The sequence below is a fragment of the Pantoea folii genome, from assembly GCF_056678875.1.
Genome location: NZ_JBWXON010000007.1, coordinates 110,497 through 133,881 on the forward strand (window position 1 = coordinate 110,497; position 23,385 = coordinate 133,881).

At 57.4% G+C, this 23,385-nt stretch carries 19 protein-coding genes and 1 tRNA gene; 15 read left to right on the forward strand and 5 right to left on the reverse strand.

Annotated elements, in window-relative coordinates; translation table 11 throughout:
* Window positions 1-7: 7 nt before the first annotated feature.
* Together glyS and glyQ are read right to left on the reverse strand one after the other, a co-directional pair.
* Complete coding sequence (glyS, locus tag AC1MDE_RS10500; protein WP_479397901.1) at window positions 8-2,077, reverse strand: glycine--tRNA ligase subunit beta; 2,070 nt, start codon at window positions 2,075-2,077, stop codon at window positions 8-10.
* 9 nt (window positions 2,078-2,086) lie between these two features.
* Window positions 2,087-2,998, reverse strand: coding sequence for a glycine--tRNA ligase subunit alpha (gene glyQ, locus AC1MDE_RS10505; protein ID WP_034827699.1), 912 nt, complete (start codon window positions 2,996-2,998; stop codon window positions 2,087-2,089).
* Between the two features lie 342 nt (window positions 2,999-3,340).
* Between glyQ and AC1MDE_RS10510 the strand changes: the two genes are divergently transcribed.
* The 10 genes from AC1MDE_RS10510 (at window position 3,341) to AC1MDE_RS10555 (ending at window position 13,856) form a co-directional block, all read left to right on the forward strand.
* On the forward strand, window positions 3,341-3,733 hold the full coding sequence (locus AC1MDE_RS10510; protein ID WP_038643895.1) for a RidA family protein: 393 nt from the start codon (window positions 3,341-3,343) through the stop codon (window positions 3,731-3,733).
* Entirely contained in the window at window positions 3,733-4,704 is a 972-nt protein-coding gene (locus AC1MDE_RS10515) for a D-2-hydroxyacid dehydrogenase (RefSeq protein ID WP_480344540.1), read from the forward strand. Before AC1MDE_RS10510 ends, AC1MDE_RS10515 begins: the two co-directional genes overlap by 1 nt.
* 87 nt (window positions 4,705-4,791) lie before the next feature.
* On the forward strand, window positions 4,792-5,688 hold the full coding sequence (locus tag AC1MDE_RS10520; RefSeq protein ID WP_034827693.1) for a transporter substrate-binding domain-containing protein: 897 nt from the start codon (window positions 4,792-4,794) through the stop codon (window positions 5,686-5,688).
* A gap of 76 nt (window positions 5,689-5,764) precedes the next feature.
* Complete coding sequence (locus tag AC1MDE_RS10525; protein WP_058961135.1) at window positions 5,765-7,291, forward strand: amino acid ABC transporter permease/ATP-binding protein; 1,527 nt, start codon at window positions 5,765-5,767, stop codon at window positions 7,289-7,291.
* Window positions 7,278-8,318 (forward strand): alpha-hydroxy acid oxidase, encoded by a 1,041-nt coding sequence (locus AC1MDE_RS10530; RefSeq protein ID WP_082678131.1) that lies wholly within the window; start codon window positions 7,278-7,280, stop codon window positions 8,316-8,318. The genes AC1MDE_RS10525 and AC1MDE_RS10530 overlap by 14 nt, the downstream gene beginning before the upstream one ends.
* On the forward strand, window positions 8,318-9,241 hold the full coding sequence (locus AC1MDE_RS10535; protein WP_480344541.1) for an ABC transporter substrate-binding protein: 924 nt from the start codon (window positions 8,318-8,320) through the stop codon (window positions 9,239-9,241). The genes AC1MDE_RS10530 and AC1MDE_RS10535 overlap by 1 nt, the downstream gene beginning before the upstream one ends.
* A complete protein-coding gene (locus AC1MDE_RS10540) occupies window positions 9,241-10,617 on the forward strand; it encodes a dihydroorotase (RefSeq protein ID WP_480344542.1) in 1,377 nt (458 codons plus the stop codon). The genes AC1MDE_RS10535 and AC1MDE_RS10540 overlap by 1 nt, the downstream gene beginning before the upstream one ends.
* 14 nt (window positions 10,618-10,631) lie before the next feature.
* Window positions 10,632-11,393: a GntR family transcriptional regulator gene (locus AC1MDE_RS10545; protein ID WP_480344543.1), complete on the forward strand. Its 762-nt coding sequence runs from the start codon at window positions 10,632-10,634 to the stop codon at window positions 11,391-11,393.
* 36 nt (window positions 11,394-11,429) lie between these two features.
* Window positions 11,430-12,545 (forward strand): mandelate racemase/muconate lactonizing enzyme family protein, encoded by a 1,116-nt coding sequence (locus tag AC1MDE_RS10550; RefSeq protein WP_480344544.1) that lies wholly within the window; start codon window positions 11,430-11,432, stop codon window positions 12,543-12,545.
* A 315-nt stretch (window positions 12,546-12,860) separates the two neighbouring features.
* Window positions 12,861-13,856: an acyltransferase gene (locus AC1MDE_RS10555; RefSeq protein WP_200574062.1), complete on the forward strand. Its 996-nt coding sequence runs from the start codon at window positions 12,861-12,863 to the stop codon at window positions 13,854-13,856.
* Here AC1MDE_RS10555 and AC1MDE_RS10560 read toward each other — a convergent pair.
* From AC1MDE_RS10560 to xylA, 3 genes are all read right to left on the reverse strand, one after another.
* Entirely contained in the window at window positions 13,841-14,773 is a 933-nt protein-coding gene (locus AC1MDE_RS10560) for a GlxA family transcriptional regulator (RefSeq protein ID WP_313374778.1), read from the reverse strand. The genes AC1MDE_RS10555 and AC1MDE_RS10560 overlap by 16 nt on opposite strands.
* A gap of 228 nt (window positions 14,774-15,001) precedes the next feature.
* Window positions 15,002-16,444, reverse strand: a complete 1,443-nt coding sequence (gene xylB / locus AC1MDE_RS10565; protein WP_480344545.1) for a xylulokinase — start codon at window positions 16,442-16,444, stop codon at window positions 15,002-15,004.
* Window positions 16,445-16,462: 18 nt separating this feature from the next.
* Window positions 16,463-17,785 (reverse strand): xylose isomerase, encoded by a 1,323-nt coding sequence (gene xylA / locus AC1MDE_RS10570; protein ID WP_480344546.1) that lies wholly within the window; start codon window positions 17,783-17,785, stop codon window positions 16,463-16,465.
* 296 nt (window positions 17,786-18,081) lie between these two features.
* Between xylA and xylF the strand changes: the two genes are divergently transcribed.
* From xylF to AC1MDE_RS10595, 5 genes are all read left to right on the forward strand, one after another.
* Entirely contained in the window at window positions 18,082-19,074 is a 993-nt protein-coding gene (gene xylF, locus AC1MDE_RS10575; protein ID WP_224933692.1) for a D-xylose ABC transporter substrate-binding protein, read from the forward strand.
* 26 nt (window positions 19,075-19,100) lie between these two features.
* Window positions 19,101-20,621 (forward strand): xylose ABC transporter ATP-binding protein, encoded by a 1,521-nt coding sequence (locus AC1MDE_RS10580; protein WP_480344547.1) that lies wholly within the window; start codon window positions 19,101-19,103, stop codon window positions 20,619-20,621.
* Entirely contained in the window at window positions 20,614-21,795 is a 1,182-nt protein-coding gene (gene xylH / locus AC1MDE_RS10585) for a xylose ABC transporter permease XylH (protein WP_480344548.1), read from the forward strand. The genes AC1MDE_RS10580 and xylH overlap by 8 nt, the downstream gene beginning before the upstream one ends.
* Before the next feature lie 93 nt (window positions 21,796-21,888).
* Window positions 21,889-23,067, forward strand: coding sequence for a D-xylose utilization transcriptional activator XylR (xylR, locus tag AC1MDE_RS10590; RefSeq protein ID WP_479397892.1), 1,179 nt, complete (start codon window positions 21,889-21,891; stop codon window positions 23,065-23,067).
* 61 nt (window positions 23,068-23,128) lie between these two features.
* Window positions 23,129-23,223 (forward strand) — tRNA-Sec (locus AC1MDE_RS10595).
* Window positions 23,224-23,385 lie beyond the last annotated feature (162 nt).

A 23,385-nucleotide genomic window follows, 5' to 3' on the forward strand; every position in this document is an offset into this window, starting at 1 on the left:
ACATCGCTTACTGCAGCAGTGAAATATCCGCTACCTGCAGGAACAGTGCGCGCAGTTGCGCCAGTAGTGTCAGGCGGTTAATACGCACTTCCGCTTCATCGGCGTTAACCATCACGTTGTCGAAGAAGTTATCGACCGCTTCGCGCAGCTGCGCCAGTTCCACCAGCGCATCCTGATAACGGCCTTCCGCGAAGTACGGCTGCAGCTTGTCACCGAGCGCCGTCACGAAAGTCGCCAGCTGGATCTCGGCGTTCTCTTTCAGCAGCGATGCCTGCACGCTGTCGTTGAGGGTTTCGGTGGCTTTCGCCAGGATGTTGGACACTCGCTTGTTGGCCGCAGCCAGCGACGATGCCGCTTCCAGCGTACGGAAGTGGGAAACCGCTTTCATGCGCGCATCGAAGTCCGCCGGGCGGGTTGGACGACGTGCCAGCACGGCCTGAATGGTGTCGACGCTGTGGCCCTCTTCCTGATACCAGGTACGGAAACGACCCAGCATGAAGTCGATCACTTCATCCACCACTTTGCCGTTGCTCAGCTTGCTGCCGTAGAGACGCACCGCTTCTTCGGTCAGCGTTTGCAGATCGAGTGGCAGGTTCTTCTCAACGATAATACGCAGCACGCCCAGCGCAGCACGGCGCAGTGCGAACGGGTCTTTATCGCCTTTTGGATGCTGACCAATGCCGAAGATGCCCGCAAGGGTATCCATCTTGTCGGCAATCGCGACAGCACAAGCCACGAGGTTCGATGGCAGTGCATCACCGGCAAAGCGCGGCTGATACTGCTCGTTCAGCGCCACGGCCACATCTTCCGCTTCGCCGTCATGACGCGCATAGTGCATGCCCATCACTCCCTGCGTATCGGTAAACTCGAAGACCATGTTGGTCATCAGGTCACACTTCGACAGCAGGCCCGCGCGGGTGGCGTGGTTCACATCGGCACCAATCTGAGCTGCGATCCAGCCGGCCAGCGCCTGAATACGGTCCGTTTTGTCACGCAGCGTACCCAGCTCTTTCTGGAACAATACGGTTTCCAGACGCGGCAGGTTATCTTCAAGACGCTTTTTACGGTCAGTGTTGAAGAAGAACTCGGCATCAGCCAGACGCGGGCGTACCACCTTCTCGTTACCGGAGATGATTTGCTGCGGATCTTTGGATTCGATGTTGGTCACGAAGATGAAGTTTGGCAGCAGTTTGCCGTCAGCGGAGTACACCGGAAAGTACTTCTGGTCACCTTTCATGGTGTAAACCAGCGCTTCAGAAGGCACCGCGAGGAACTTCTCTTCAAACTTCGCCGTCAGCACCACTGGCCATTCCACCAGCGAGGCGACTTCTTCCAGCAGGCTGTCGCTCAGGTCGGCGATGCCACCCAGTTGCTGTGCCGCGGCTTCCGCATCGGCTTTGATTTTGGCTTTACGGGTCGCGAAATCAGCCACCACTTTGCCGCGTTCCAGCAGCAGTTGTGGATACTGATCGGCGTTGTCGAGGGTGAACTCTGGCTCGCCCATAAAGCGATGGCCGCGAATCACACGATCGGACTGAATACCGAGAATGGTGGCCGGGATCAGCTCATCGCCCAACAGCAGCGTCACAGTATGTACCGGACGGACAAACTGCACGTCGCTTGCGCCCCAGCGCATCAGTTTTGGAATCGGCAGCTTGCTTAGTGCGGTTGCCACCATCGCGGGCAGCAGTGCCTGAGCACTCTCGCCTTTCACTGAAGCGCGATGCACCAGCCATTCGCCTTTATCCGTGCTCAGACGCTCAGCCTGATCCACGGTGATGCCGTTACCGCGCGCCCAACCTTCGGCTGCTTTGGTGGCATTGCCATCGGCATCAAACGCAGCAGCAATCGCTGGGCCACGTTTTTCCACTTCACGATCGGTCTGCGCTGTGGCCAATTGGGCCACTTTCAGCGCCAGACGGCGTGGAGAGGCAAACCAGCTCACCTCGCCATGTGCTAAACCGGCGCTGTCCAGTTCTGCGGTAAAGTGCGCAGCAAAGGCTTCTGCCAGGCTACGCAGGGCTTTCGGAGGCAACTCTTCGGTGCCAATTTCCACCAGGAAAGTTTTATCGGTCATGGCTGCCTCTTACTTGTTTTTATTGCACATGGGGAAACCGAGCGCCTCACGAGACGCGTAATAGGCTTCCGCCACGGCTTTCGTCAGGGTGCGGATACGCAGGATATAGCGCTGACGCTCGGTTACCGAGATCGCCTTGCGTGCATCCAGCAGGTTAAAGCTGTGTGCCGCTTTCAGGATGCGCTCATAAGCTGGCAACGGCAGGGGTTTTTCCAGCGCCAGCAGCTGCTGCGCTTCTTTCTCGTACTGCTCGAAGCAGGAGAACAGGAAGTCCACATCCGCGTATTCAAAGTTGTAGGTCGACTGTTCGACTTCGTTCTGATGGAACACTTCACCGTAGGTGGTTTGGCCGAATGGACCATCGCTCCACACCAGATCGTAAACGCTGTCGACGCCCTGGATGTACATCGCCAGACGCTCCAGGCCGTAAGTGATCTCACCGGTGACCGGCTTACACTCCATGCCGCCCACCTGCTGGAAGTAGGTGAACTGCGTCACTTCCATGCCGTTGAGCCACACTTCCCAACCCAGTCCCCAGGCACCCAGCGTTGGGTTTTCCCAGTTATCTTCTACGAAGCGAATATCGTGCACGGTCGGATCCAGGCCCAGCTCTTGCAGTGAACCCAGATACAGCTCCTGCAGGTTGTCCGGGTTAGGTTTGATCATCACCTGGAACTGATAGTAGTGCTGTAAACGGTTCGGGTTTTCACCGTAGCGACCATCGGTAGGACGGCGCGAGGGCTGCACATAGGCGGTGGCCATTGGCTCTGGGCCGATAGCGCGCAGGCAGGTCATTGGGTGTGAAGTGCCAGCGCCCACTTCCATGTCCAGCGGCTGGACGATGGTGCAGCCCTGACGCGCCCAGTAATCCTGCAAGGTCAGGATCAGGCCCTGAAAGGTCTTGGTATCAAACTTTTGCATGTTGAGTACGCGATAAGGGTCGATTAAAAAAGAGTGCGACAGTATACCCTTTGACCGCAGATTGTGCAGCCGGAAATCCTGGCGCGCCGGGGAGTGGTTTTGCCACGGTTTAATCGGCTAAAACCTTGCGATAAGAAAATCGTATACGATTCATTCTAACACCTCCGCGAATGCATCAAACCCCAATTTAATCCTTAATTTTTATAAAATTAACCACGCTATAATCAAATCCTATTACGTGACAGACATCACCTTTTCGACCCGATGGTCAAAAATCGCGCATTGACACCTGTATAATCGTATACGAAATTGCGGTGAAACAGTTTTGCTTGGAATTTCACCATGAAGACCGCAATTGCTTATCCAGGAATGAACGCCAGTGACCGTCCAATGGGACCGGCTCCGCTTTCCGCCGCCGTACTGCACGAACCGATGCTGTTTATCTCCGGCCAGGTGGCGATTGACCCCTACAGCGGTGAAATCAAGGGCAATGACATCGCCAGCCAGACCCGCCAGGTGTTGAAAAACGTCGGCGATCTATTGAGCGAAGCGCAGATGACCTTCGATAACGTGGTGCGCGTGACGATCTATCTCACCGACCTCAGCACCTTCAGTGAGATGAACGCGGCGTATAGCGAGTTCTTCCAGTTCCCCTTCCCGGCACGCGCCACCGTCGGTATTCAACTCAACCATCCTGACCTGCTGGTCGAGATGGAAGTCACGGCGATGCGCTGATGCATATTCATATCGAAAACGACGCCAGCGCCCCGCAGGCATTACATCTGACCCCGCAGCACCTGCAACAGCTGTTGGATGCCCATCCGCAACTGCGCGGTCACTTTACCCTGAGCGAAAACAGCCAGGCCGCGCATACCGCAGATTTCCTCGCCACCAGCGACATTTTGTGGAGCGGACGCAAGCTGGCGCTCGATACCTTCAGCGCACCACGTCTCGGCTGGGTGCAGGTGATGTCCGCCGGCGTTGAGCAGTGGCTGGCACATCTGCCGGAGGGCGTGACGCTGACCAATGCGTCCGGCGTGCACGGCGATAAAGGCGCCGAGTTCATTCTGATGGCGGCGTTGATGTTCAACTTTGGCATTCCGGGTTTTCTGCAGGATCAGGCTCAGCGCCTGTGGCGCCCCACCTTCGGCGGCTGCGCGCGTGGCAAAACGGTCTTGCTGCTCGGCGTCGGCGGTATCGGTGCCGCGGCGGCGAAACTGCTGACCGCGCAGGGCTACCGCGTGATTGGTGTGACGCGCAGCGGCCAGTGTGATGCCGACGTAGCGCGTTGTATTCGCATTGATGCGATGGACGATGCCCTGCCGCAGGTGGATGTCCTGGTCTCAACGCTGCCGCTCACGCCCCAGACAGACAAGTTGTTTGACCGTCGCCGTCTCGATCTGCTGCCTGCCCGCGCCGGCATCGTGATTGTCGGCCGTGCCGCCGTGTTCGACTACACCGCGATGCGCGAAAAACTGTGCGCCGGTGAACTGGCCGGTGCGGTTCTGGATGTTTATCCGCAAGAGCCGCTGCCAGTAGACGATGCGCTGTGGAGCACGCCGGGCGTGGTGATGACACCGCACTGCAGTCTGGACGATCACAGTGCCTACCTTGAGGGCTGCCTTGAGGTGTTTATCGATAACCTGGTGTGTTTCCGTAGCGGCCATCCGCTGCGCAACCAGGTTGATGTCGCAAGAGGTTATTGAAGTCGCAGTACCTATAAAAGCCGTAAAGACGTTCATAAAACACAAGGTCATCGCTTACACATTCACCAGCACCAGGGGAACCTTATTATGAAATTTGCACGCATCGCATTACTTATCTCTGGCATTACCGGCACGCTGTTAGCGGGCCTTTCCAGCGCCCATGCCGCCAGCACCGACCCGATTACGCCAACCGCCAGCGACTTCGCGGCGATGGCGCAGTGCAAGGCGCTGCAGACCAAATACCCGTCACTCAAAGGCAAAGATCTGGTGGTAGGCCTGGGTGGCTACACCAAAGGCTTCGAAGCCCCTTCCGAAAAAGACCCAAGTATCATTGAAGGTCTCGATCCATCGCTATTCGAACGTATCAGCAGCTGCCTTGGGGCGAAACACAGTTATCAGACCGGTTCGTTCAACGTGCTGCTGACCTCCATTTCCAGCGGTCGTGCCGATATCGGCCCAATGCTGTACGTCACCGATGAGCGCCTGAAGCAGATCGCTTTTGTCGCTTCCATGCAGGTGCAGGATGGCTCGATTCTGGCGAAGGGCAATCCAAAGAAAATCACCACCGTGGATGACCTGTGCGGCAAAACCGTGGCCGCCGCTGCCGGTTCTTACGAAGCCAACAAGCTGGTGCCTGAGCAGAGTGCCAAATGCACCGCCGCCGGTAAGCCAGAAGTCAGCATGTTGATGGTACAGAACACCGACAACAGCATCCAGGCAGTGAAAAGCGGTCGCGCCGACATCTATCTGACCGAAGCCGGTTCCGCCATCGCTATTGCCAAAGCTGACAAAACGCTGGAAAGCGGTTTCACCGTTGACCTGCCGATCATGGTCGGCTTCCCCATCGCCAAAGACAACACCACGCTGCGCAGTGCAGTGATGGATGCCATGAAGGTGATTCAGGAGAGCGGTGCGCAGAAGAAATTGCTGGATTACTGGGGTCAGGGCAGCGCCGCTGAACGCCCGGTTGTTGCACGTGGTTAATGCATAAACTCAGTCGGATCAATTGGGTTGCTGCATCACGGGCAACCCAGGCGATCGCATTGAGGGAGATAACGCCTTGGATGATTTTCTTAAGTACCTGACCTTCCCTTACCTGTGGGAAGGGGCCGTCATCGCTGTTCAGCTGCTGGTAGGCGCATTAGCGGGCGGCATCCTGATTGGCTTTTTCCTGGCGTTGGCCAGCACCTCAAAGCACTGGTTTATCCGCGTGCCGGTGAAAACCTATATCTATCTGCTGCGCGGCACGCCGGTGCTGCTGCAGCTGATTTTGCTCTACAACGTGCTGCCAGAATTCGGCCTGCGTTTTAGCCCGTTCACCAGCGCCCTGCTGGCGTTGATGATCAACGAAACCGCCTTCTGCGCCGAGATCATTCGCGGCGGCATTATGGCCACCGATCGCGATCAGAGTATGGCAGCGCAGGCCTTTGGCTATTCGCGCACCAAAGAGATGATCCACGTGGTGATCCCGCAAGCGCTGCGCGCCATTCTGCCGACCATGGGCAATGAAACCGTCGGCCTGCTGAAATCTACCTCGCTGGCATCGGTCGTAGGCGTGAATGAGCTAACAATGCGCGGCCAGGCCATCGTGTCGCAGAACTTCCTGTTCATTCCGGTACTGGTGGCTTCGGGCGGTATTTACCTGATTCTCTCTACGCTGCTGGCGGGTGGTCAGTGGTGGCTGGAGAAGTTCTATAACCTCGACGAACGTGCCCGCCGTGCCCGTGCGCGCCTGGCAAAACTGCCGCCAGAAGCGGACGTGATGTCGATGCAGTTGCCGAAACGTCGCTGGGATACGCAAACCGCCGCGCCGGTGCTGGAAGTGGACAACCTGTGCGTCGAATACGCCGGTAAAGCGGTACTGAAATCCCTGTCGCTGACTGTACGCCGTGGCGAAGTCGTGGTGCTGCTCGGTCGTTCCGGCTCCGGTAAAAGTACCCTACTGAAATCGATTCTGGCGCTGACGCCACGCAGTAGCGGCACCATTCAGACCGAAGGCCACTTTATGGGCAGCGATGAAAACGGCCGCCCACTGGCTGCCCGCCATCTGCCGGCTAACCGCGCCAAATCCGGCATCGGTATCGTGTTCCAGCACTTCGCGCTGTTCGATCACCTCACCGCGCTGGAAAACGTGATGAGTATTCTGCTACGGGTGCAGGGTGCCCAACCCGAAATCGCCCGCGCTAAAGCAATGCGTGCCCTGAAGATGGTGGGATTGCAGGATTTCGCCGCCTCGCTGCCGCATGAGCTATCAGGCGGGCAGAAACAGCGTGTCGGCATCGCCCGTGCGCTGGCAGCAGAACCGCAAATCCTGCTGTTCGATGAGCCGACCTCGGCGCTCGACCCTGAGCTGGTGCGTGAAGTGAACCAGACCATGCGCAGCCTGGCGCAAACCGGCATCACCATGATTATCAGTACCCATGACATTGCCTTCGCGGCGGGCGTGGCCGATCGCGTGGTGTTCCTGCAGAACGGGGCGCTGATTGAAGAAGGGCCACCGGCGATTTTGCAGAATCCGAAAACGCCGGCTTTTGCCACCTTCCTCGAACATGAAAATGCCACGGAGGCCCAGCATGCCAATGCATGATCTTGCGGCGCGTGAACGTCTTGGCGATGCGCTGTTCCGCTATATGCAAGGCCAGCCAGCCGATGCGCTCGCTGACGAACCGGATGCTAACCAGCAGGCGCTGCGCCGTTTTCGCTTGCTGCCGCGTGTACTGCAGGGCAATGAGGCGATCAGCACCCAGATCACCATCCTCAATCAAAGCTGGTCTGCTCCGCTCGGCGTCGGTGCCTTTGCGGGTGATCGCATCTTCCATGAAGAGGGATTGCTGCCGATTGCCCGCGCCTGCAAACGTCTGCAACTGCCGCTGGTGATCTCCGAAGAGACGGTCACGCCGCTGGAACAGATTGGCGCGGAGTACGATCGCTGCTGGTTTCAGCTACGCGCGGCAGGTGATGTTGGGCGTATCAAAGATTTGATCGATCAGGCTGCAGAAGCCGGATTCAAAAATATCGTTCTCACCGTGCTGGCACCGGTGCATCCGGTGCCGGGATTACAGCCAGGCGGCTTCTCAATTGGTGAAGCGCTCAAACAGCGCGGCTGGCACACCGTCGGCGGCACGCAACCGGGCGTTGAGCCCTTGCCGGCCTTTCCGGTGTGGCGCTGGCAGGAAATTGTCGAGGTGGCCGCACACTGCGCTGCGCGTCAACTGCCGCTGTGGCTAAAAGGCATTTTGCATCATGACGATGCGGCACCGGCGGCACAGCACGGTGTGAGCGGCATCATCGCCTCGAATATTGGCCTGCGCCAAAGCGCGCGCTGGGCTACACCGGTCGATCAGCTCGCCGATTTACAGGCGGTCACTCGTCTGCCGCTGCTGCTGGATGGCGGCGTGCGCTGCGGCAGCGATACTGTGGTGGCACGTTGCCTCGGCGCCTCGCTGTCACTCAGCGTGCGACCGATCATCAGCGCCCTGGTAGCAGGTGGCGAAAGCGCGGTGTTCGATCTGCTCTCCGGCTGGATCAATGAAATCACCGCCATTAGCCACTGGTGCGGCGTCAGCGACATGGCTGCGCTCAACGGCAGTTTTGTTACGGAGGTGCGTGGCTGATGCAGACGTTAATCTTCAATCAGGGCGATGCCAGCGAATCCCGCATCTATTACTGCGCCCACTATCTGGCCGACAGCCTCGGCTTGTTCGCCGCCGAGCAGTTGCAAGTCACCTTCACCACCAGCGCATCGGGCGGGCACACCGTGCAGGGCGGACAAGTGCCTGCGGTGCTCAACCGCGAAGCGGACCTCACGTTGGGCGGACCGATGGTGGTGATGAAGCATTACCAGCAGCACGGCGCTGAATTGCAGTGCTTTTGCGCCTCGGTCGCCGCTAATCCGTGGTTTCTGGCGGCAGCAAAGACTCAGCCCGATTTTCAGCTGAATGATTTGCGCGGCAGGCGCGTGCTGGATGTCGGTAATGTCGGCACCGCCACACTGACCTTCCGCTGGCTGCTGGCAGAGCACGGTTTGCTGGATCAGGTGGAGCTGATTGCCGGTAGCGGCGATCAGGCCCGCGACTTCGCGGCTGTCGCTAACGGTGAAGCTGATTACGCGCTGCACGCCATGCATATGCTGGCACCAGCGATTGCCGCCGGACAATTAAGCAGCATCAGCAGCCTCGCCTCACTGTGTGGCAATGTGCCGTGGAGCGCCTATATTGCACGCGCCGATGTCCTCACGGAGAAAGCCGCTGCCTTTGCTGCCTTCTCACGCGCCATCAAACAGGCACTGGTGTGGATCGCCACCCATGATGCCGAAACACTGGCGGCGAGCGTGCAACGCTATTACCCCGATTATCCGCTTGATGCGCTGATCACCGGTTTAGCCGCGTATCAGCAAGCCCACGTCTTCGCACCCAACGGCCTGATTCCAGCAGATGAATTTAACCACTTCAGCCAACTGCTGGGCGACATCGGCTGGCTGGATCCTTCTCAACCCGTGCCCTATGGCGCACTGGTGACGCAAGCAGGAGCAGAGTGATGAAACAATTAATTATCAACGGCCTGGTAGTGACAGAAACCCGCGCCGCGCCCGCCGATGTGCTGATTGAGAATGGCAAAATCAGCGGCCTGCTGATGCCGGGTGCCCTCACTGACGGCGTCGATGAGATCATTGATGCGCAGGGTTTAATCATTGTACCCGGCGCGATTGATGTGCACACCCATTTCACCGGTTCGCACGATTTCCCTGAACAGGAGCTGCGCGAAGGCACGCGCGGTGCCGCTGCGCATGGCGTCACCACCATTGTTGAGATGCCGCACTCGCTACCTCCCGCCACCAGCCTCGCTAACTTCACCGCCAAGCAGCGCTGGCTGGCGGACAACTGCTCGGTGGATTACGCCATGTGGGCCGGACTGGATGGCCGCAACGTGCACGAGTTAGCGGCGCTGGATCAGGCGGGCGCACTGGCGTTCAAAGCGTTCCTGTGTAGCGGCGCGCCCAATGGTGAAGCCACCGACGAGAAAGGCTTACCGCGCCTCGACGATGATGGCTTGCTGCGTGCGATGCGTGAACTGGCCACCTTTGACGGTTTGATTGGCGTCCACGCTGAGAATCACGACATTCTGATCGGTGCCGGCAGCGAACTGCGCCGCGCTGGACGCAAAGATACTCGCGCGCATGCGCTGGCCGGGCCAGAAATCGCCGAAATCGAAGCCGTGGGTCGCGTTTTGGCGGTGGCGGAAGAGACCGGCGCACGCTGCCACATCGTGCACGTCAGCTCCGCGCGCGCTGCCGAAACCATCGTCGCCGCCAAAAGTAAGGTGCGCGCCAGCTTCGAAACCTGTCCGCACTATCTGATTCTGGATGAAGACGATCTGGTACGCATCGGTCCGAATGCGCGCTGTGGCCCGCCGATCCGCCCACGTCCGGTGGTGGATGCGCTGTGGCAGGTGCTGCTGCACGGCGATGTCGACATGATTGCCTCTGACCACTGCCCCTATACCCCGGCACAGAAACAAGCCGGTGAAGCCAGCATCTGGGACGCCGGTATGGGGCTAACCGGTGTTGAGACATTAAGTCCGATGTTCTTCAGCGCGGCGCATATCGATCGTGGTCTGGCCCTTACGGAATTTGCCCGCATGACCGCCAGCGGCCCGGCTAAAGCCTTCCAGCTGTGGGGCAAAAAAGGCGCTATTGCACCCGGCTTCGATGCCGACTTGGTGTTTATCGATGCGCAGCAGAGCTGGATCGTGGAGGGGGAAAAATTCCAGGGACTCGGCAAGTGGAGCGCATTTGAAGGGATGCGCTGTCAGGGTAAAGTGGTGCGCACACTTATTCGTGGTGTCACGGTATTCCAGGATGACCAGATGCAGGTTGAACCCGGCTTTGGTCAGTTCGTGACCCGGCAGGTATAAACAGGACAATCACCATGGCAGGAAAATCATCCACCCCAAGCCGTAAAAGCAGCGCACCGCTGGCGCAGGAAGCCGCTTCAGACGGCAACTGGCAAGCTGCGCGTCCGCGCACGCTGGTCGATCACGCCGTCGATGCGATTCTCAGCGCCGCCTCGCGCGGATTGATTTTACCCGGCGACCGTATTGCCGAACCGGATCTGGTGGCAAAACTCGGCATGAGCCGCGTGCCGATCCGTGAAGCGCTGCGCATTCTTGAAAGCCAGGGCATTGTCACCAGCGAGCCGTATAAAGGCATCCGTTTGATGGAGATTTCCCATCAGCGGCTGGAGCAGATTATTGATGTGCGCATCCCACTGGAAACATTGGCCTGCCGCCGCGCGATTGAAGCCGGACGCAATGGCGCCGAGCAACTCAGTCAGCTGTATCAGGGCGTGACGCAGATGCAAACCATGATGCAAAACGATGATGTGTATGGCTTTGCCTCGGCGGACACCGATTTCCATCGCACGCTGTGCAGCTTCGCCCACAACCCGGTATTGAGCAATTTGTGGGAGTCAATTGCGCGCCAGCTGACGGTGATTTTTGGCCTCTCCACCATGGGCAAATCGATGAGCGACATCATTGAAGAGCACCAGCGACTGATCAACGTGTTCGCCGAGGGCGATATCGCGCAGATGACCGATGAGATTGAAAACCACATCCGCATTCAGGCGCTGGATGTGGATTACGAGACCTTGATTACGCAGCGCCGGCAGCAGCGTTCCGCTGTGGGCTGATGCTTTATTGATTGCCTTTACACCAGGAAAACCACGATGAAGATCACCAACGTTGAAGCGTTTTATCTGCGCCTGCCGGTTATTGAGCAGCGCACCGATAGCTCGCAGGATGCACTGCTTATCAAAATCACCACCGATGCGGGCACCACCGGTTGGGGTGAAGTGGATGGCAGCCCGTATGTCACCAAAGCCATTATCGAAGCACCCTATTCGCACACCATGGTCACCGGACTGAAATCGCTGCTGATCGGCGAGAACCCGCTGGAGACCGGCCGTTTGTGGAAGAAGATGCACAAAGCCACCATCTATTACGGACGCAGCGGTGCCGTGCTGCAGGCGATGGCGGGCATTGATATCGCCCTGTGGGACATCAAAGGCAAAGCGCTGGGCAAACCGATTGTTGAACTGCTGGGCGGTGCGATGCGCGACAAGATGCGCGTTTACTCCTCCAACATGTTCCAGTACAGCGTCGAAGAGACTGTGGCGCGCGCGCAGCACGCCATCGACACCGGCCACACTGGCGTGAAGTTTGGCTGGGAGCCGTTTGGCACCGATGAAGCGCTGGATCTGCGCTATCTGGAAGCGCTGCGCACCGCGATGGGCGACAGCGTGGATCTGATGCTGGATGTCGGCCACGTCTGGGATGCGAAGACCACCGTGCGCCGCAGCCAGCGCTATGAACATCTCAACCTGTTCTGGATCGAAGAGCCGCTGCACCCGGATAACTACGCCGGTTACGGCCAGGTGTCTGCCGCCTGCCAGCAGCACATCGCCGCCGGTGAGCAAGAGTGTTCGGTGGTTGGCTTCCAGCGCCTGATTGATGAAGGCGGTATCGACATCGTGCAGATCGATCTGACACGCACCGGCTTTACCCAGGCGATGGAGATCGCCAGCTACGCGCACAGCCGTGGCCGCAAAGTGTGTAACCATAACTTCACCACCGATATCAACACCGCCGCCTCGCTGCATTTCCTGTGTGCGATTGAGAACGCGCTGGTGATGGAGTATTGCGTGGAGCCAGGTGAGATCAGTCGCTCGCTGGCGAAAAACCCGGTGCGCATCGCCGACGGTTACGCCTGGTTGCCGAGCGAGCCAGGTCTGGGCGTTGAGCCGAACGAAGCGGTGATCGAGAAGTTCCTCGTCCGCGATTAAGTCACCGCCAGGCAAACACCGGATGCGTGATTAATCCATTGTTCAGCACACACTAGGTTGCGGCGCGATTTATCGCCTGAGGCTCATCCGTTTTATTCGCCAAAGCGGCCACGGTTAAACGTGGTCGCTTTATTCGTTTGGGTGAGAATGCCTGCGTGCAGGCCAGAGCACCACGGCTATTGCCGGGCTGATCTCACGCTGCGACCAGGCAGTGTCACCCGTAACAGAGTGATCCGAATTTCAGTCCCAAAGGTTGTTGACGCATCACGCTGTGACTACCCTTCTTCGCACGGACGTATTGCCGACGAGGAAGCCATGTCGCAAAAAATACACTGGATCGACAACTTACGTGCGGTTGCCTGCTTGATGGTGATCGTCATTCACACCACCACCTGGTATATCACCGGCCCGATGGCCGTCACAGGTATTAGCTGGGATGTGGCGAATCTGCTCAACTCCGCATCGCGCGTCTGTGTGCCGTTGTTCTTTATGATTTCGGGCTATCTATTCTTTGGCGAACGCAGCGCGCAAGGGCGCCATCTGCTGCGCATCGTGCTGTGTTTACTGTTCTACAGCGCGGTGGCGCTGGCCTACATCACCTGGCTGACGCCGATCAGCGAAGGCCGTTCGCTGCTGAAGCTGCTGCAAAAACCGGTGTTCTATCACCTGTGGTTTTTCTTCGCCATTATCGGCATCTACCTGCTGTCGCCATTGATTCAGGTGAAAAGCGTGCAGCCGCGTTACGTCGCATTGCTGGTCGTGGTGCTGGCGGTGCTGGCCAATCCCAACACCGTGAGCCAGTCGCTGGGGCCGTTTCATTGGTTGCCGGTGAATCTTTACGTCAGCGGCGACAGCATTTACTACCTGCTGTACGCGCTGCTGGGGCGGGCGATTGGCTGCATGGACACCGATAAGCGCGGCATCAGCTGGCTGGCGGGATTGGGCTTTATCGCCTGCTGGATTGGCATTACGCTCGGCACCAAACAGATGCTAAAAATCAACGGCGCATTCAACGATACCTGGTATCTCTACTGCGGCCCGCTGGTGTTTATCGCTGCTATCAGCTTGCTGGTGCTGTTCAAGAATGTGCTGAACAGCCGCACACTGCCGATGCTGGCGACGATTTCGCGCTATTCACTGCCGATATATGGCTTTCACGCGCTGTTTATCCACTATCTGCGCACCAACCATTACGACGATATGTCACGTCCGTGGCTCGATCTGCCGTGGGTATTTGGCATCACGCTGATCGGCAGTTTGCTGCTAGCGATGCTGCTCAAACGCGTGGATAAACATCATCTGGTGAGTTGATCGTCCCAGCGCTGATGCGCGCGACGCAACTGGCGTGCCGAGGAGAACCCGGCCGCCAGAGCAGCTTTCTCCGCCGCTTCGCCCTGCTGCTGGCGCTGGCGCGCAATCACCAAACGCAGCTGTTCATGGTATTCGCGCACGCTGATGCCGAGATGCTGGCGGAACAGGCGCGTGAGATGACGCTCGCTGACATGCGCGCGCTCGGCCAGCGCGGTCAGTGACCAGTCATGCTCGGGATGGGCGATCATCACGTCCTGCGCCCGGTGAATCGCCGGATGCAGGTGATTGCGATAGCGCAGCCACGGCGAGAGCTGCGGATCGTCACCCGAACGCCGGAACCACACCACCATTTCCCGCGCTACCTTTAACGCCTGCGGCGCGCCACACAGTCGGTTGATCAGATGCAGCGCCAGATCGATGCCCGCCGTGATACCCGCGCTGGTCCAGATGCCATGATCTTCCACGAACACGCGGTTATCCTTCACTAACGCAGCCGGTGCGGCGGCTTTCAGGCGCGGTAACACATCGTGATGGGTAGTGCACTGCACGCCATTCAACAATCCAGCCTGCGCCGAGAGCAGTGCACCGGAACAGATGCAGACTAATGTGATGCGTTTAGACTGGATAGCGGACTGCTGCGAGCGGAGCCAGTCGCGCGCGGCGGCGGCAGGTGCCGTATCGAACCAGACTTTGGAGTCATACACGCCGGGCACCACCAGCAGGCTGTTATCGGGTAGCTGCTCGGGAAGTGGCGCAATATCCGCGATCGTCATGCTGGTGGAGCAGCGCACGCTGGCTTGCGGGCCAATATAGTGCAGAGCAAAAAAGCCATCCGCCAGTTGCAGCGTTTCCGCCGGACCAGTGAGATCGAGCGCCATCACGCCAGGAAGAACCAGAAAATAGACGGGCTGCGGCATTAAAGGCTCCAGGGTAGGTGATGTGTTTTTCCCTCAGCCTCTGCGTGGCAGAGAACTGTTCGAGGGTTAACGTAACATTGCTGCTGCCTCAGCCTCTCTGGATGTCTTTCCCTCCGGTAAAGGGAGCGTGCTAAGGACAATTCAGGCCATAAGGAACTAACCTGATTTGCCCATCATAGCGGAATAAATATAAAAACCACGACCCAATCCGGCCATCACTTAACCGAATCAGGACATCAGCGGTTTGAGATGCTGATACAACTGCGCAAACTTCTCACGCTGCGGCTGATAAGCCTGATGATGAGCCGCATCGGGCTGATGCCGCTGCACCAACTCTGGTGCGGGCCACTCGCTCTGCGGATCAATCGCCCATTGCGCCAGACGTGCAGCACCAAGAGCTGGCCCTACCTCACCGCCGTGGCAATAATCCAGCGTTAATCCACTGATATCCGCCAGCATTTGCCGCCAGTACGCACTGCGCGCGCCGCCGCCGATCAGCATCACGGTTTGCGGCTGCACGCCGCATTCATGCACCGCGTCCATGCCTTCTGCCAGCGCAAAGCCCACGCCTTCCAGCACCGCACGCGCCAGTTCAGGACGTCCATGCTGATGGGTTAAACCAAAAAATACGCCCTGCGCCTGCGGATTGTTGTGCGGGGTGCGCTCACCGGACAGATATGGCAAAAATAAAATCGGCGCGGCTTCACCGCTGGCTTTTTCCGCTTCCGCCAGCAGCTCAGGCGCGTCTTTACAGCCGGTTAATGTGGCTGCCCAGTCAAGGCAGGATGCGGCACTCAGCATCACCGACATCAAATGCCAGCGATTGGGCAGCGCATGGCAAAAACTGTGTACCGCTTGCTGCGGGTTGCTGAGATAGCCGTCGCTGACCAGGAAGTAAACGCCAGAAGTGCCGAGCGACAGCATGCCCTGACCCAGCGCCACCATGCCGACACCCACCGCGCCCGCCGCGTTATCTCCGCCGCCTGCCACGATCGGCACGGTGTTCATCTTCCAGCGTGCGGCAACGTCAGGCGATAAGGTTCCAGTGATCTGGTTGCCTTCATAAAGCGCAGGCATCTGGCTGCGGTTTAGATCGCAGGCGCTGAGCAGGGCATCACTCCAGTCACGCTGTGCCACATCCAGCCACATCGTGCCGGCTGCATCGGACATGTCGCTGGCGAAGTCACCGCTCATCCGCCAGCGCAGGTAATCTTTGGGCAGCAGAACTTTCGCCACTCGTTTAAACACACCGGGTTCGTGCTGCTGCACCCATAACAATTTGGGTGCAGTGAAACCGGGCATCATCAGGTTGCCGGTGATCTGGCGCGAATCGGGCACGCGCTGCTCCAGTTCCCGACACTGCTCACTGCTGCGCCCGTCGTTCCACAGAATCGCCGGACGCAGTATCTGGTGCTCAGCGTCCAATAGCGTGGCGCCGTGCATCTGACCGCTCAGACCAATGGCCTTCACGCCGCTGAGATCGTGCTGCTGCGCCAGCGCCTGCATCGCCTTGTCCGTGGCACTCCACCAGCTTTCGGGATCCTGCTCACTCCACAACGGCTGTGGACGCGATACCTGCAATGGCGCGCTCTCCACCGCGACAACCAGCCCTTGCGCATCCAGCAACACCACTTTGACGCCAGAGGTGCCTAAATCGATCCCGATAAACATGTTCAGCTCCTGATGCAGTTAGAAATCATAAAGGTAGTGATTCACCAGGTTTTCCAGCTGCTCCTGGCGTCCGCTGCGGTGGTGCGGATTCAATTGTTGCTGCTGAGCATGCGTGGCCAGTGACGCCAGAGAAAACTCGCCTTTCAAAATTTGCTGGCCGAACTCACCATTCCAGCCGCTGTAGCGCTGCGCCACGCGTTTATCCAGCTCGCCATCCTGCACCATGCGCGCGGCCACTTTTAGCGCCAGCGCCATGGTGTCCATGGCTCCAATATGGCCGTAGAACAGGTCATATTTATCGGTGCTTTGACGGCGCACTTTGGCATCAAAGTTTAAGCCGCCGGTGGAAAATCCGCCCGCTTTGATGATCTCGTACATCACCAGCGCATTCTCTTCCACGCTGACAGGGAACTGGTCGGTATCCCAGCCACACTGCACGTCACCGCGGTTGGCATCCACCGATCCAAAAATTCCCAGTGCGATGGCCGTTGCGATTTCATGATGGAACGAGTGGCCAGCCAGCGTGGCGTGGTTAGCTTCAACGTTAACTTTGATCTCTTTTTCTAACCCGAACTGTTTCAGGAAGCCGTACACGGTCGCCACATCGTAGTCATATTGATGTTTGGTCGGCTCCTGCGGTTTTGGCTCAATCAGCAGCATGCCCTGGAAACCAATTTTGTGTTTGTGCTCGACCACCATCTGCATAAAGCGGCCAATCTGCTCCCGCTCCTGGCGCAGATCGGTATTCAGCAGGGTTTCATAGCCTTCTCGTCCGCCCCACAGCACGTAGTTCTCACCGCCCAGCGTCTGTGTGGCCTGCATCGCGCTGCACACCTGTGTCGCGGCCCAGGCAAAGATTTCCGGATCGGGGCTGGTGGCGGCACCGGCACCGTAACGAGGATGGGTAAAGCAGTTCGCCGTGCCCCACAACAGCTTCACACCGGTTTCCTGCTGTTTTTCCAATAGCTTGTCGGTCATGGCGGCAAAATTTTCACGATAGCTGTGCAGAGAATCGCCTTCAGGTGAGACATCAACATCATGGAAGCAGTAATACGGCACATTCAGTTTGTGGAAGAACTCAAAGGCCACGTCCGCCTTCTGTTTCGCCAGCTGCAGGGCATCGCCATTTTTTTGCCACGGACGATCAAAAGCGCCGACACCAAACATATCCGCGCCGTTCCAGCAGAAGGTATGCCAGTAACACGCGGCAAAGCGCAGATGCTGCGCCATGGTTTTATCGAGGATCACTTCGTCGGGATTGTAGTGACGAAACGCCAGTGGGTTGGTGGATTTGGCCCCTTCATAACGAACGCGATCGAGCTGGTCGAAATAAGCGTGCATGGTTTGCTCCTTAGCATCAGACCCGAATGGTCAGCAGTGAATCATTATTTTGCTAAGGGGTTGGCATTAAGCTCAATTACGATATTTCACACTCAAATTAAGATAATTATTAATTGTGCGCACGCTCGCAAAAAACAGAAAATTCAGACCCCGATCATAAAACAGAAAATAAACAAAAAAACGTAATAGCAGGATAAAAATCAGTAATTGATGTTGCCTGAAACTCAGGGCAACAATTCATCCGCCTGGTTCATAGCCTTACAACGACAATAGCCTCAACCTACAGGATGACCATGATGAAAATGAAACACACGCTGTTAGCCGTCTGCGCTGCGCTGGCCCTGTTTAGCCATGCCGGTGTGGCGAAAGAAGTGAAAATCGGTATGGCGATCGATGATTTACGCCTGGAGCGTTGGCAGAAAGATCGCGACATTTTTGTTAAACAGGCCGAATCGCTGGGTGCCACGGTTTTTGTCCAGTCAGCCAATGGCAATGAAGAAACTCAGATGTCGCAGATTGAAAATATGATTAACCGTGGGGTTGATGTGCTGGTGATCATTCCTTACAACGGCCAGGTATTAAGTAATGTGGTGGCAGAAGCCAAGCGCGAAGGCATTAAAGTGCTGGCGTATGACCGCATGATAAATAACGCCGATATCGATTTTTATATTTCCTTCGATAATGAAAAAGTTGGCGAATTACAGGCTGAAAGTATTGTAAAACAGGTGCCCAAGGGTAATTACTTTATGATGGGCGGCTCGCCAGTGGATAATAACGCGCGCCTGTTCCGTGCCGGACAAATGAAGGTGTTAAAACCCTATATTGATAATGGCAGCATCAAGGTGGTTGGCGATCAGTGGGTGGACGCTTGGCTACCCGAGAACGCGCTGAAAATCATGGAAAATGCGCTGACCGCCAACGGCAACCACATCGATGCGGTCGTCGCCTCCAATGACGCCACGGCAGGCGGGGCCATTCAGGCGCTGAGTGCGCAAGGTCTGGCAGGTAAGGTAGCAATTTCGGGTCAGGATGCCGACCTGGCCGCCATCAAACGCATCATGAATGGCACACAAACCATGACGGTGTATAAGCCGATTACCGAACTCGCCACTGAAGCCGCCAAAATTGCCGTGGAACTCGGCGATGACAAAAAGCCCAGCAGCAATAGCACGCTCAATAACGGCTTGAAAGAGGTGCCGTCGCGCCTGCTGACACCGATTCAGGTGAATAAGGACAATATCGAAAGCACCGTGGTGAAAGACGGTTTCCACAAACAGAGCGATCTCTAAGCGCCTGCGGCGAGGGAGAAACAGCGATGCTGCTGGAAATGAACCACATCACCAAGCGCTTCGGCGCGGTGAAAGCGCTGGATGACATCAGCTTGCGGCTTGAGGCGGGCGAAGTGATGTCACTGTGCGGCGAAAATGGCTCTGGCAAATCGACGCTGATGAAAATCCTGTGCGGACTCTATCCGCACGGCGATTTTGACGGTGAGATTCACTTTGCCGGCGATCCGATTCAAGCCCAGACCATCCGTGATACCGAACGCAAAGGCATTGTTATCATTCATCAGGAGCTGGCATTGGTGCGCCAGCTTACGTTGATGGAGAACATTTTTCTGGGTGCCGAGTTAGGCCGCTTTGGCATGGTGGATGATGAAACCATGACGCTGCGCTGCCAGCAGTTATTGGCGCGGGTGAAGCTGGATGTCTCGCCTGATACCAAAGTAGGTGAACTAGGGCTTGGCCAGCAGCAACTGGTGGAAATCGCCCGCGCGCTCAACAAGCAGGTGCGATTGCTGATTCTCGATGAACCGACCTCCTCGCTCACCGAGCAGGAGACCGAGGTGTTGCTGAGCATCATTAACAATCTGCGCGAGCACGGCATCGCTTGTATCTATATCTCGCACAAGCTTAATGAAGTGAAAGCCATCTCCGACACCATCTGCGTGATTCGCGATGGACAGCATATCGCCACGCGCCCGGCAGCGGGTCTAAGCGAAGATGACATCATCACCATGATGGTGGGCCGTGAGCTGACGGCGCTCTATCCCCATCAGCCGCATGAGATTGGTGAAACGATACTGGAAGTGAAGAATCTCACTGCCTGGCATCCAGTCAATCGCCATGTGCGCCGGGTGAATAACGTCTCGTTCAGTTTGAAGCGTGGTGAGATTCTTGGCATTGCCGGGCTGGTGGGAGCCGGTCGCACAGAGACAGTTCAGTGTCTATTTGGCGTCTGGCCGGGTCGCTGGCAGGGCGAGATTTCGATAAACGGCAGGCCAGCGAAGATCGATGACTGCCGCGCAGCCATTGCACACGGCATTGCCATGGTACCGGAAGATCGTAAAAAAGACGGAATCGTGCCGCTGATGGCGGTGGGCAAAAACATCACGCTGGCGGCGCTGGATCAGTTCAGCCACCGCCTTTCCACTGTGGATGAAGCCGCCGAACAGCAGGCGATCAACGATGCAATACGCCGTCTGCGCGTCAAAACTTCCTCGCCCGAGCTGGCGATTGGACGGCTCAGCGGTGGCAATCAGCAAAAAGCCATTCTCGCCAAGTGTCTGCTGCTCAACCCCAAAATCCTGATTCTGGATGAGCCTACGCGCGGCATTGATGTCGGCGCGCGTCAGGAGATTTACCTGCTGATTAACGCGCTGGTGCAACAGGGTATCGCGGTGATTGTGATTTCGTCCGAGCTGCCCGAAGTACTGGGCCTGAGCGATCGCGTTTTGGTGATGCATGAAGGGCAAATCAAGGCCGATCTGATTAACAACCATCTGACTCAGGAGCAGGTGATGGAAGCCGCTCTGCGGAGTGAACATTATGCTTAAGACTGAGAGTACGCAAAGCCTGCCGAGCACACCTGGCAAGCCCGCACCGGGAAAATTCCCGCGATTAAATCTGCAAGTCTTCGTGATGCTAGGTGCGATTGTGCTGATCGCGCTGTTCTTCACCTGGACTACCGACGGCGCCTGGCTGAGCCCGCGCAACGTCTCGAACTTGCTGCGCCAGACGGCAATAACCGGCATTCTGGCAGTCGGCATGGTGTTTGTGATCATCTCCGCCGAGATCGATTTGTCCGTGGGTTCGATGATGGGGTTGCTCGGCGGTGCGGCAGCCATCTTTGATGTCTGGCTTGGATGGCCACTGCCACTCACCATAGTAGTCACGCTGGTCATGGGCCTGTTGCTCGGCACCTGGAACGGTTGGTGGGTGGCGTATCGCAAAGTGCCTTCATTCATCGTCACGTTGGCGGGCATGCTGGCATTTCGCGGCATCCTGGTGGGGATTACCGATGGCACCACCGTCGCCCCAACCAGCCCGGCGATGTCGCAGATTGGGCAAAGCTATCTGCCTGGCGGCGTGGGCTTCGGATTTGGTTTTGTTGGGTTAGCGCTATTTATTCTTTGGCAATGGCGCTTACGTTTGCGTCGTCAGCAGTTGGGACTGGCCCAACCGGCGGCAACAGGTGCGGTAGCGCGTCAGGCGATTACCGCCGTGCTGGTGCTGGGCGCGATCTGGCTGCTGAATGATTATCGTGGCGTACCTACCCCGGTGTTGCTGCTCGCACTGCTGTTGCTGGTAGGCATGTTTATGGCGACACGTACCGCCTTTGGTCGCCGGATTTACGCGATTGGCGGCAACATCGATGCCGCACGGCTTTCCGGGATTAACGTGGCCCGCACTAAGCTGGCCGTGTTCGCCATCAACGGTGTGATGGTGGCGATTGCCGGGCTGATCCTTAGCTCGCGTCTCGGTGCCGGTTCGCCTTCTGCCGGGAATATCGCTGAGCTGGATGCGATTGCAGCCTGCGTGATTGGCGGCACCAGCCTCGCGGGCGGTGTGGGATCAGTAGCCGGTGCAGTGATGGGCGCTTTTATTATGGCTTCGCTGGATAACGGCATGAGCATGATGGATGTGCCGACCTTCTGGCAGTACATCGTGAAAGGCGCCATCTTACTGCTGGCGGTGTGGATGGATACCGCCACGCGTCGCCGGGTGTAATCGCGTGGGCGATCACACTGTGGCGCAAACCATTTCTGCTCTCCTTGCCGCCGTGCTATGCAATGCGCTGAGGGTTTAAAGGGATGCGCCACCATGCATGAGAAACGTTACCGCATTACGTTACTGTTCAACGCCAACAAGGTGTATGACCGCCAGGTGGTTGAGGGCGTTGGCGAGTATTTGCAGGCTTCGCAAAGCGACTGGGATATTTTCATTGAGGAGGATTTTCGCTGCCGCATTGAAAATATTCGTGAATGGCTGGGCGATGGTGTGATTGCCGACTACGACGACAGCTCGATCGAAACCTTGCTGGCCAATGTGGCGGTGCCGATTGTCGGCGTAGGCGGCTCTTATCATCAGCCGCAAGACTATCCGCCGGTACATTACATCGCCACCGACAACGCCGCGCTGGTAGAGAGTGCCTTCCTGCATCTGAAAGAGAAAGGCATCAACCGCTTCGCGCTTTATGGTTTACCGGCGTCCAGCGGCAAACGCTGGTCGCAGGAGCGAGAGCAGGCGTTTCGCCAGTTAGTGATGCGTGAACGTTATCAGGGCGTGGTGTATCAGGGCATGGAAACCGCCCCGGAAAACTGGCAGCACGCGCAGAACCGCCTCGCCGACTGGCTGCAAACATTGCCGCCGCAAACCGGCATTATCGCCGTCACCGATGCGCGTGCGCGCCATCTGCTGCAGGCTTGCGAGCATTTGAAAATTCCGGTGCCGGAGAAGTTGACGGTGATCGGTATCGATAATGAAGAGCTGACACGCTATCTCTCCCGCGTGGCGCTCTCGTCTGTGGCACAAGGCACGCGCCAGATGGGCTATCAAGCCGCGAAGCTGCTGCATCGTTTGTTGAACAAGCAATCCTTACCGCTGCAGCGCATTCTGGTGCCGCCCGTAAAAGTGATTGCCCGCCGCTCCACTGATTTCCGCTCGCTGAACGACCCCGCAGTGATTCAGGCCATGCACTACATTCGTTTCAATGCCTGTAAAGGGATTAAGGTGGAACAGGTGCTGGATGCGATCGGCATGTCACGATCCAATTTGGAAAAGCGTTTTCGGGATGAGACCGGCGATACCATTCACGCCATGATTCACCGTGAAAAGCTGGAGAAAGCGCGCGAGCTGTTGGCTTCTTCGTCGCTAAACATCAATGAGATTTCGCAGATGTGTGGCTATCCGTCGCTGCAGTATTTCTATTCGGTGTTTAAGAAGAGCTACGCCAGCACACCCAAGGAGTATCGCCAACTTCACGGCGAGAACGTGCTGTAGCGCACGGGTAAGATCAAGATTTCGCACTGGGTTGCCGCTATAATTGCGCGGCATCTTCAAAGGAAGATCGTCGTCTCCGGTGAGGCGGCCGGATTTCAAATCCGGTTGGGGCCGCCAGCGGTCCCGGGCAGGTTCGACTCCTGTGATCTTCCGCCACCTTCATTTTACTGTCACTTATTTCTAAATGATTGGCTTAGGCAACCTGTAAGTCATGATTACAAGTTAGAAAATTTCAGCCTGAGGATGTAGAGCAAGGTTGGCACTTTACTTCTGCACTATTCTCCACCACTTGTTCCAATCTCTTTACCTCGCCTGCAC

Coding starts and splice junctions, on each gene's coding strand:
- glyS (WP_479397901.1), bottom strand. CDS start 2,077: ATGACCGATAAAACTTTCCTGGTGGAAATTGGCACCGAAGAGTTGCCT.
- glyQ (WP_034827699.1), bottom strand. CDS start 2,998: ATGCAAAAGTTTGATACCAAGACCTTTCAGGGCCTGATCCTGACCTTG.
- AC1MDE_RS10510 (WP_038643895.1), top strand. CDS start 3,341: ATGAAGACCGCAATTGCTTATCCAGGAATGAACGCCAGTGACCGTCCA.
- AC1MDE_RS10515 (WP_480344540.1), top strand. CDS start 3,733: ATGCATATTCATATCGAAAACGACGCCAGCGCCCCGCAGGCATTACAT.
- AC1MDE_RS10520 (WP_034827693.1), top strand. CDS start 4,792: ATGAAATTTGCACGCATCGCATTACTTATCTCTGGCATTACCGGCACG.
- AC1MDE_RS10530 (WP_082678131.1), top strand. CDS start 7,278: ATGCCAATGCATGATCTTGCGGCGCGTGAACGTCTTGGCGATGCGCTG.
- AC1MDE_RS10535 (WP_480344541.1), top strand. CDS start 8,318: ATGCAGACGTTAATCTTCAATCAGGGCGATGCCAGCGAATCCCGCATC.
- AC1MDE_RS10540 (WP_480344542.1), top strand. CDS start 9,241: ATGAAACAATTAATTATCAACGGCCTGGTAGTGACAGAAACCCGCGCC.
- AC1MDE_RS10545 (WP_480344543.1), top strand. CDS start 10,632: ATGGCAGGAAAATCATCCACCCCAAGCCGTAAAAGCAGCGCACCGCTG.
- AC1MDE_RS10550 (WP_480344544.1), top strand. CDS start 11,430: ATGAAGATCACCAACGTTGAAGCGTTTTATCTGCGCCTGCCGGTTATT.
- AC1MDE_RS10555 (WP_200574062.1), top strand. CDS start 12,861: ATGTCGCAAAAAATACACTGGATCGACAACTTACGTGCGGTTGCCTGC.
- AC1MDE_RS10560 (WP_313374778.1), bottom strand. CDS start 14,773: ATGCCGCAGCCCGTCTATTTTCTGGTTCTTCCTGGCGTGATGGCGCTC.
- xylB (WP_480344545.1), bottom strand. CDS start 16,444: ATGTTTATCGGGATCGATTTAGGCACCTCTGGCGTCAAAGTGGTGTTG.
- xylA (WP_480344546.1), bottom strand. CDS start 17,785: ATGCACGCTTATTTCGACCAGCTCGATCGCGTTCGTTATGAAGGGGCC.
- xylF (WP_224933692.1), top strand. CDS start 18,082: ATGAAAATGAAACACACGCTGTTAGCCGTCTGCGCTGCGCTGGCCCTG.
- AC1MDE_RS10580 (WP_480344547.1), top strand. CDS start 19,101: ATGCTGCTGGAAATGAACCACATCACCAAGCGCTTCGGCGCGGTGAAA.
- xylH (WP_480344548.1), top strand. CDS start 20,614: ATGCTTAAGACTGAGAGTACGCAAAGCCTGCCGAGCACACCTGGCAAG.
- xylR (WP_479397892.1), top strand. CDS start 21,889: ATGCATGAGAAACGTTACCGCATTACGTTACTGTTCAACGCCAACAAG.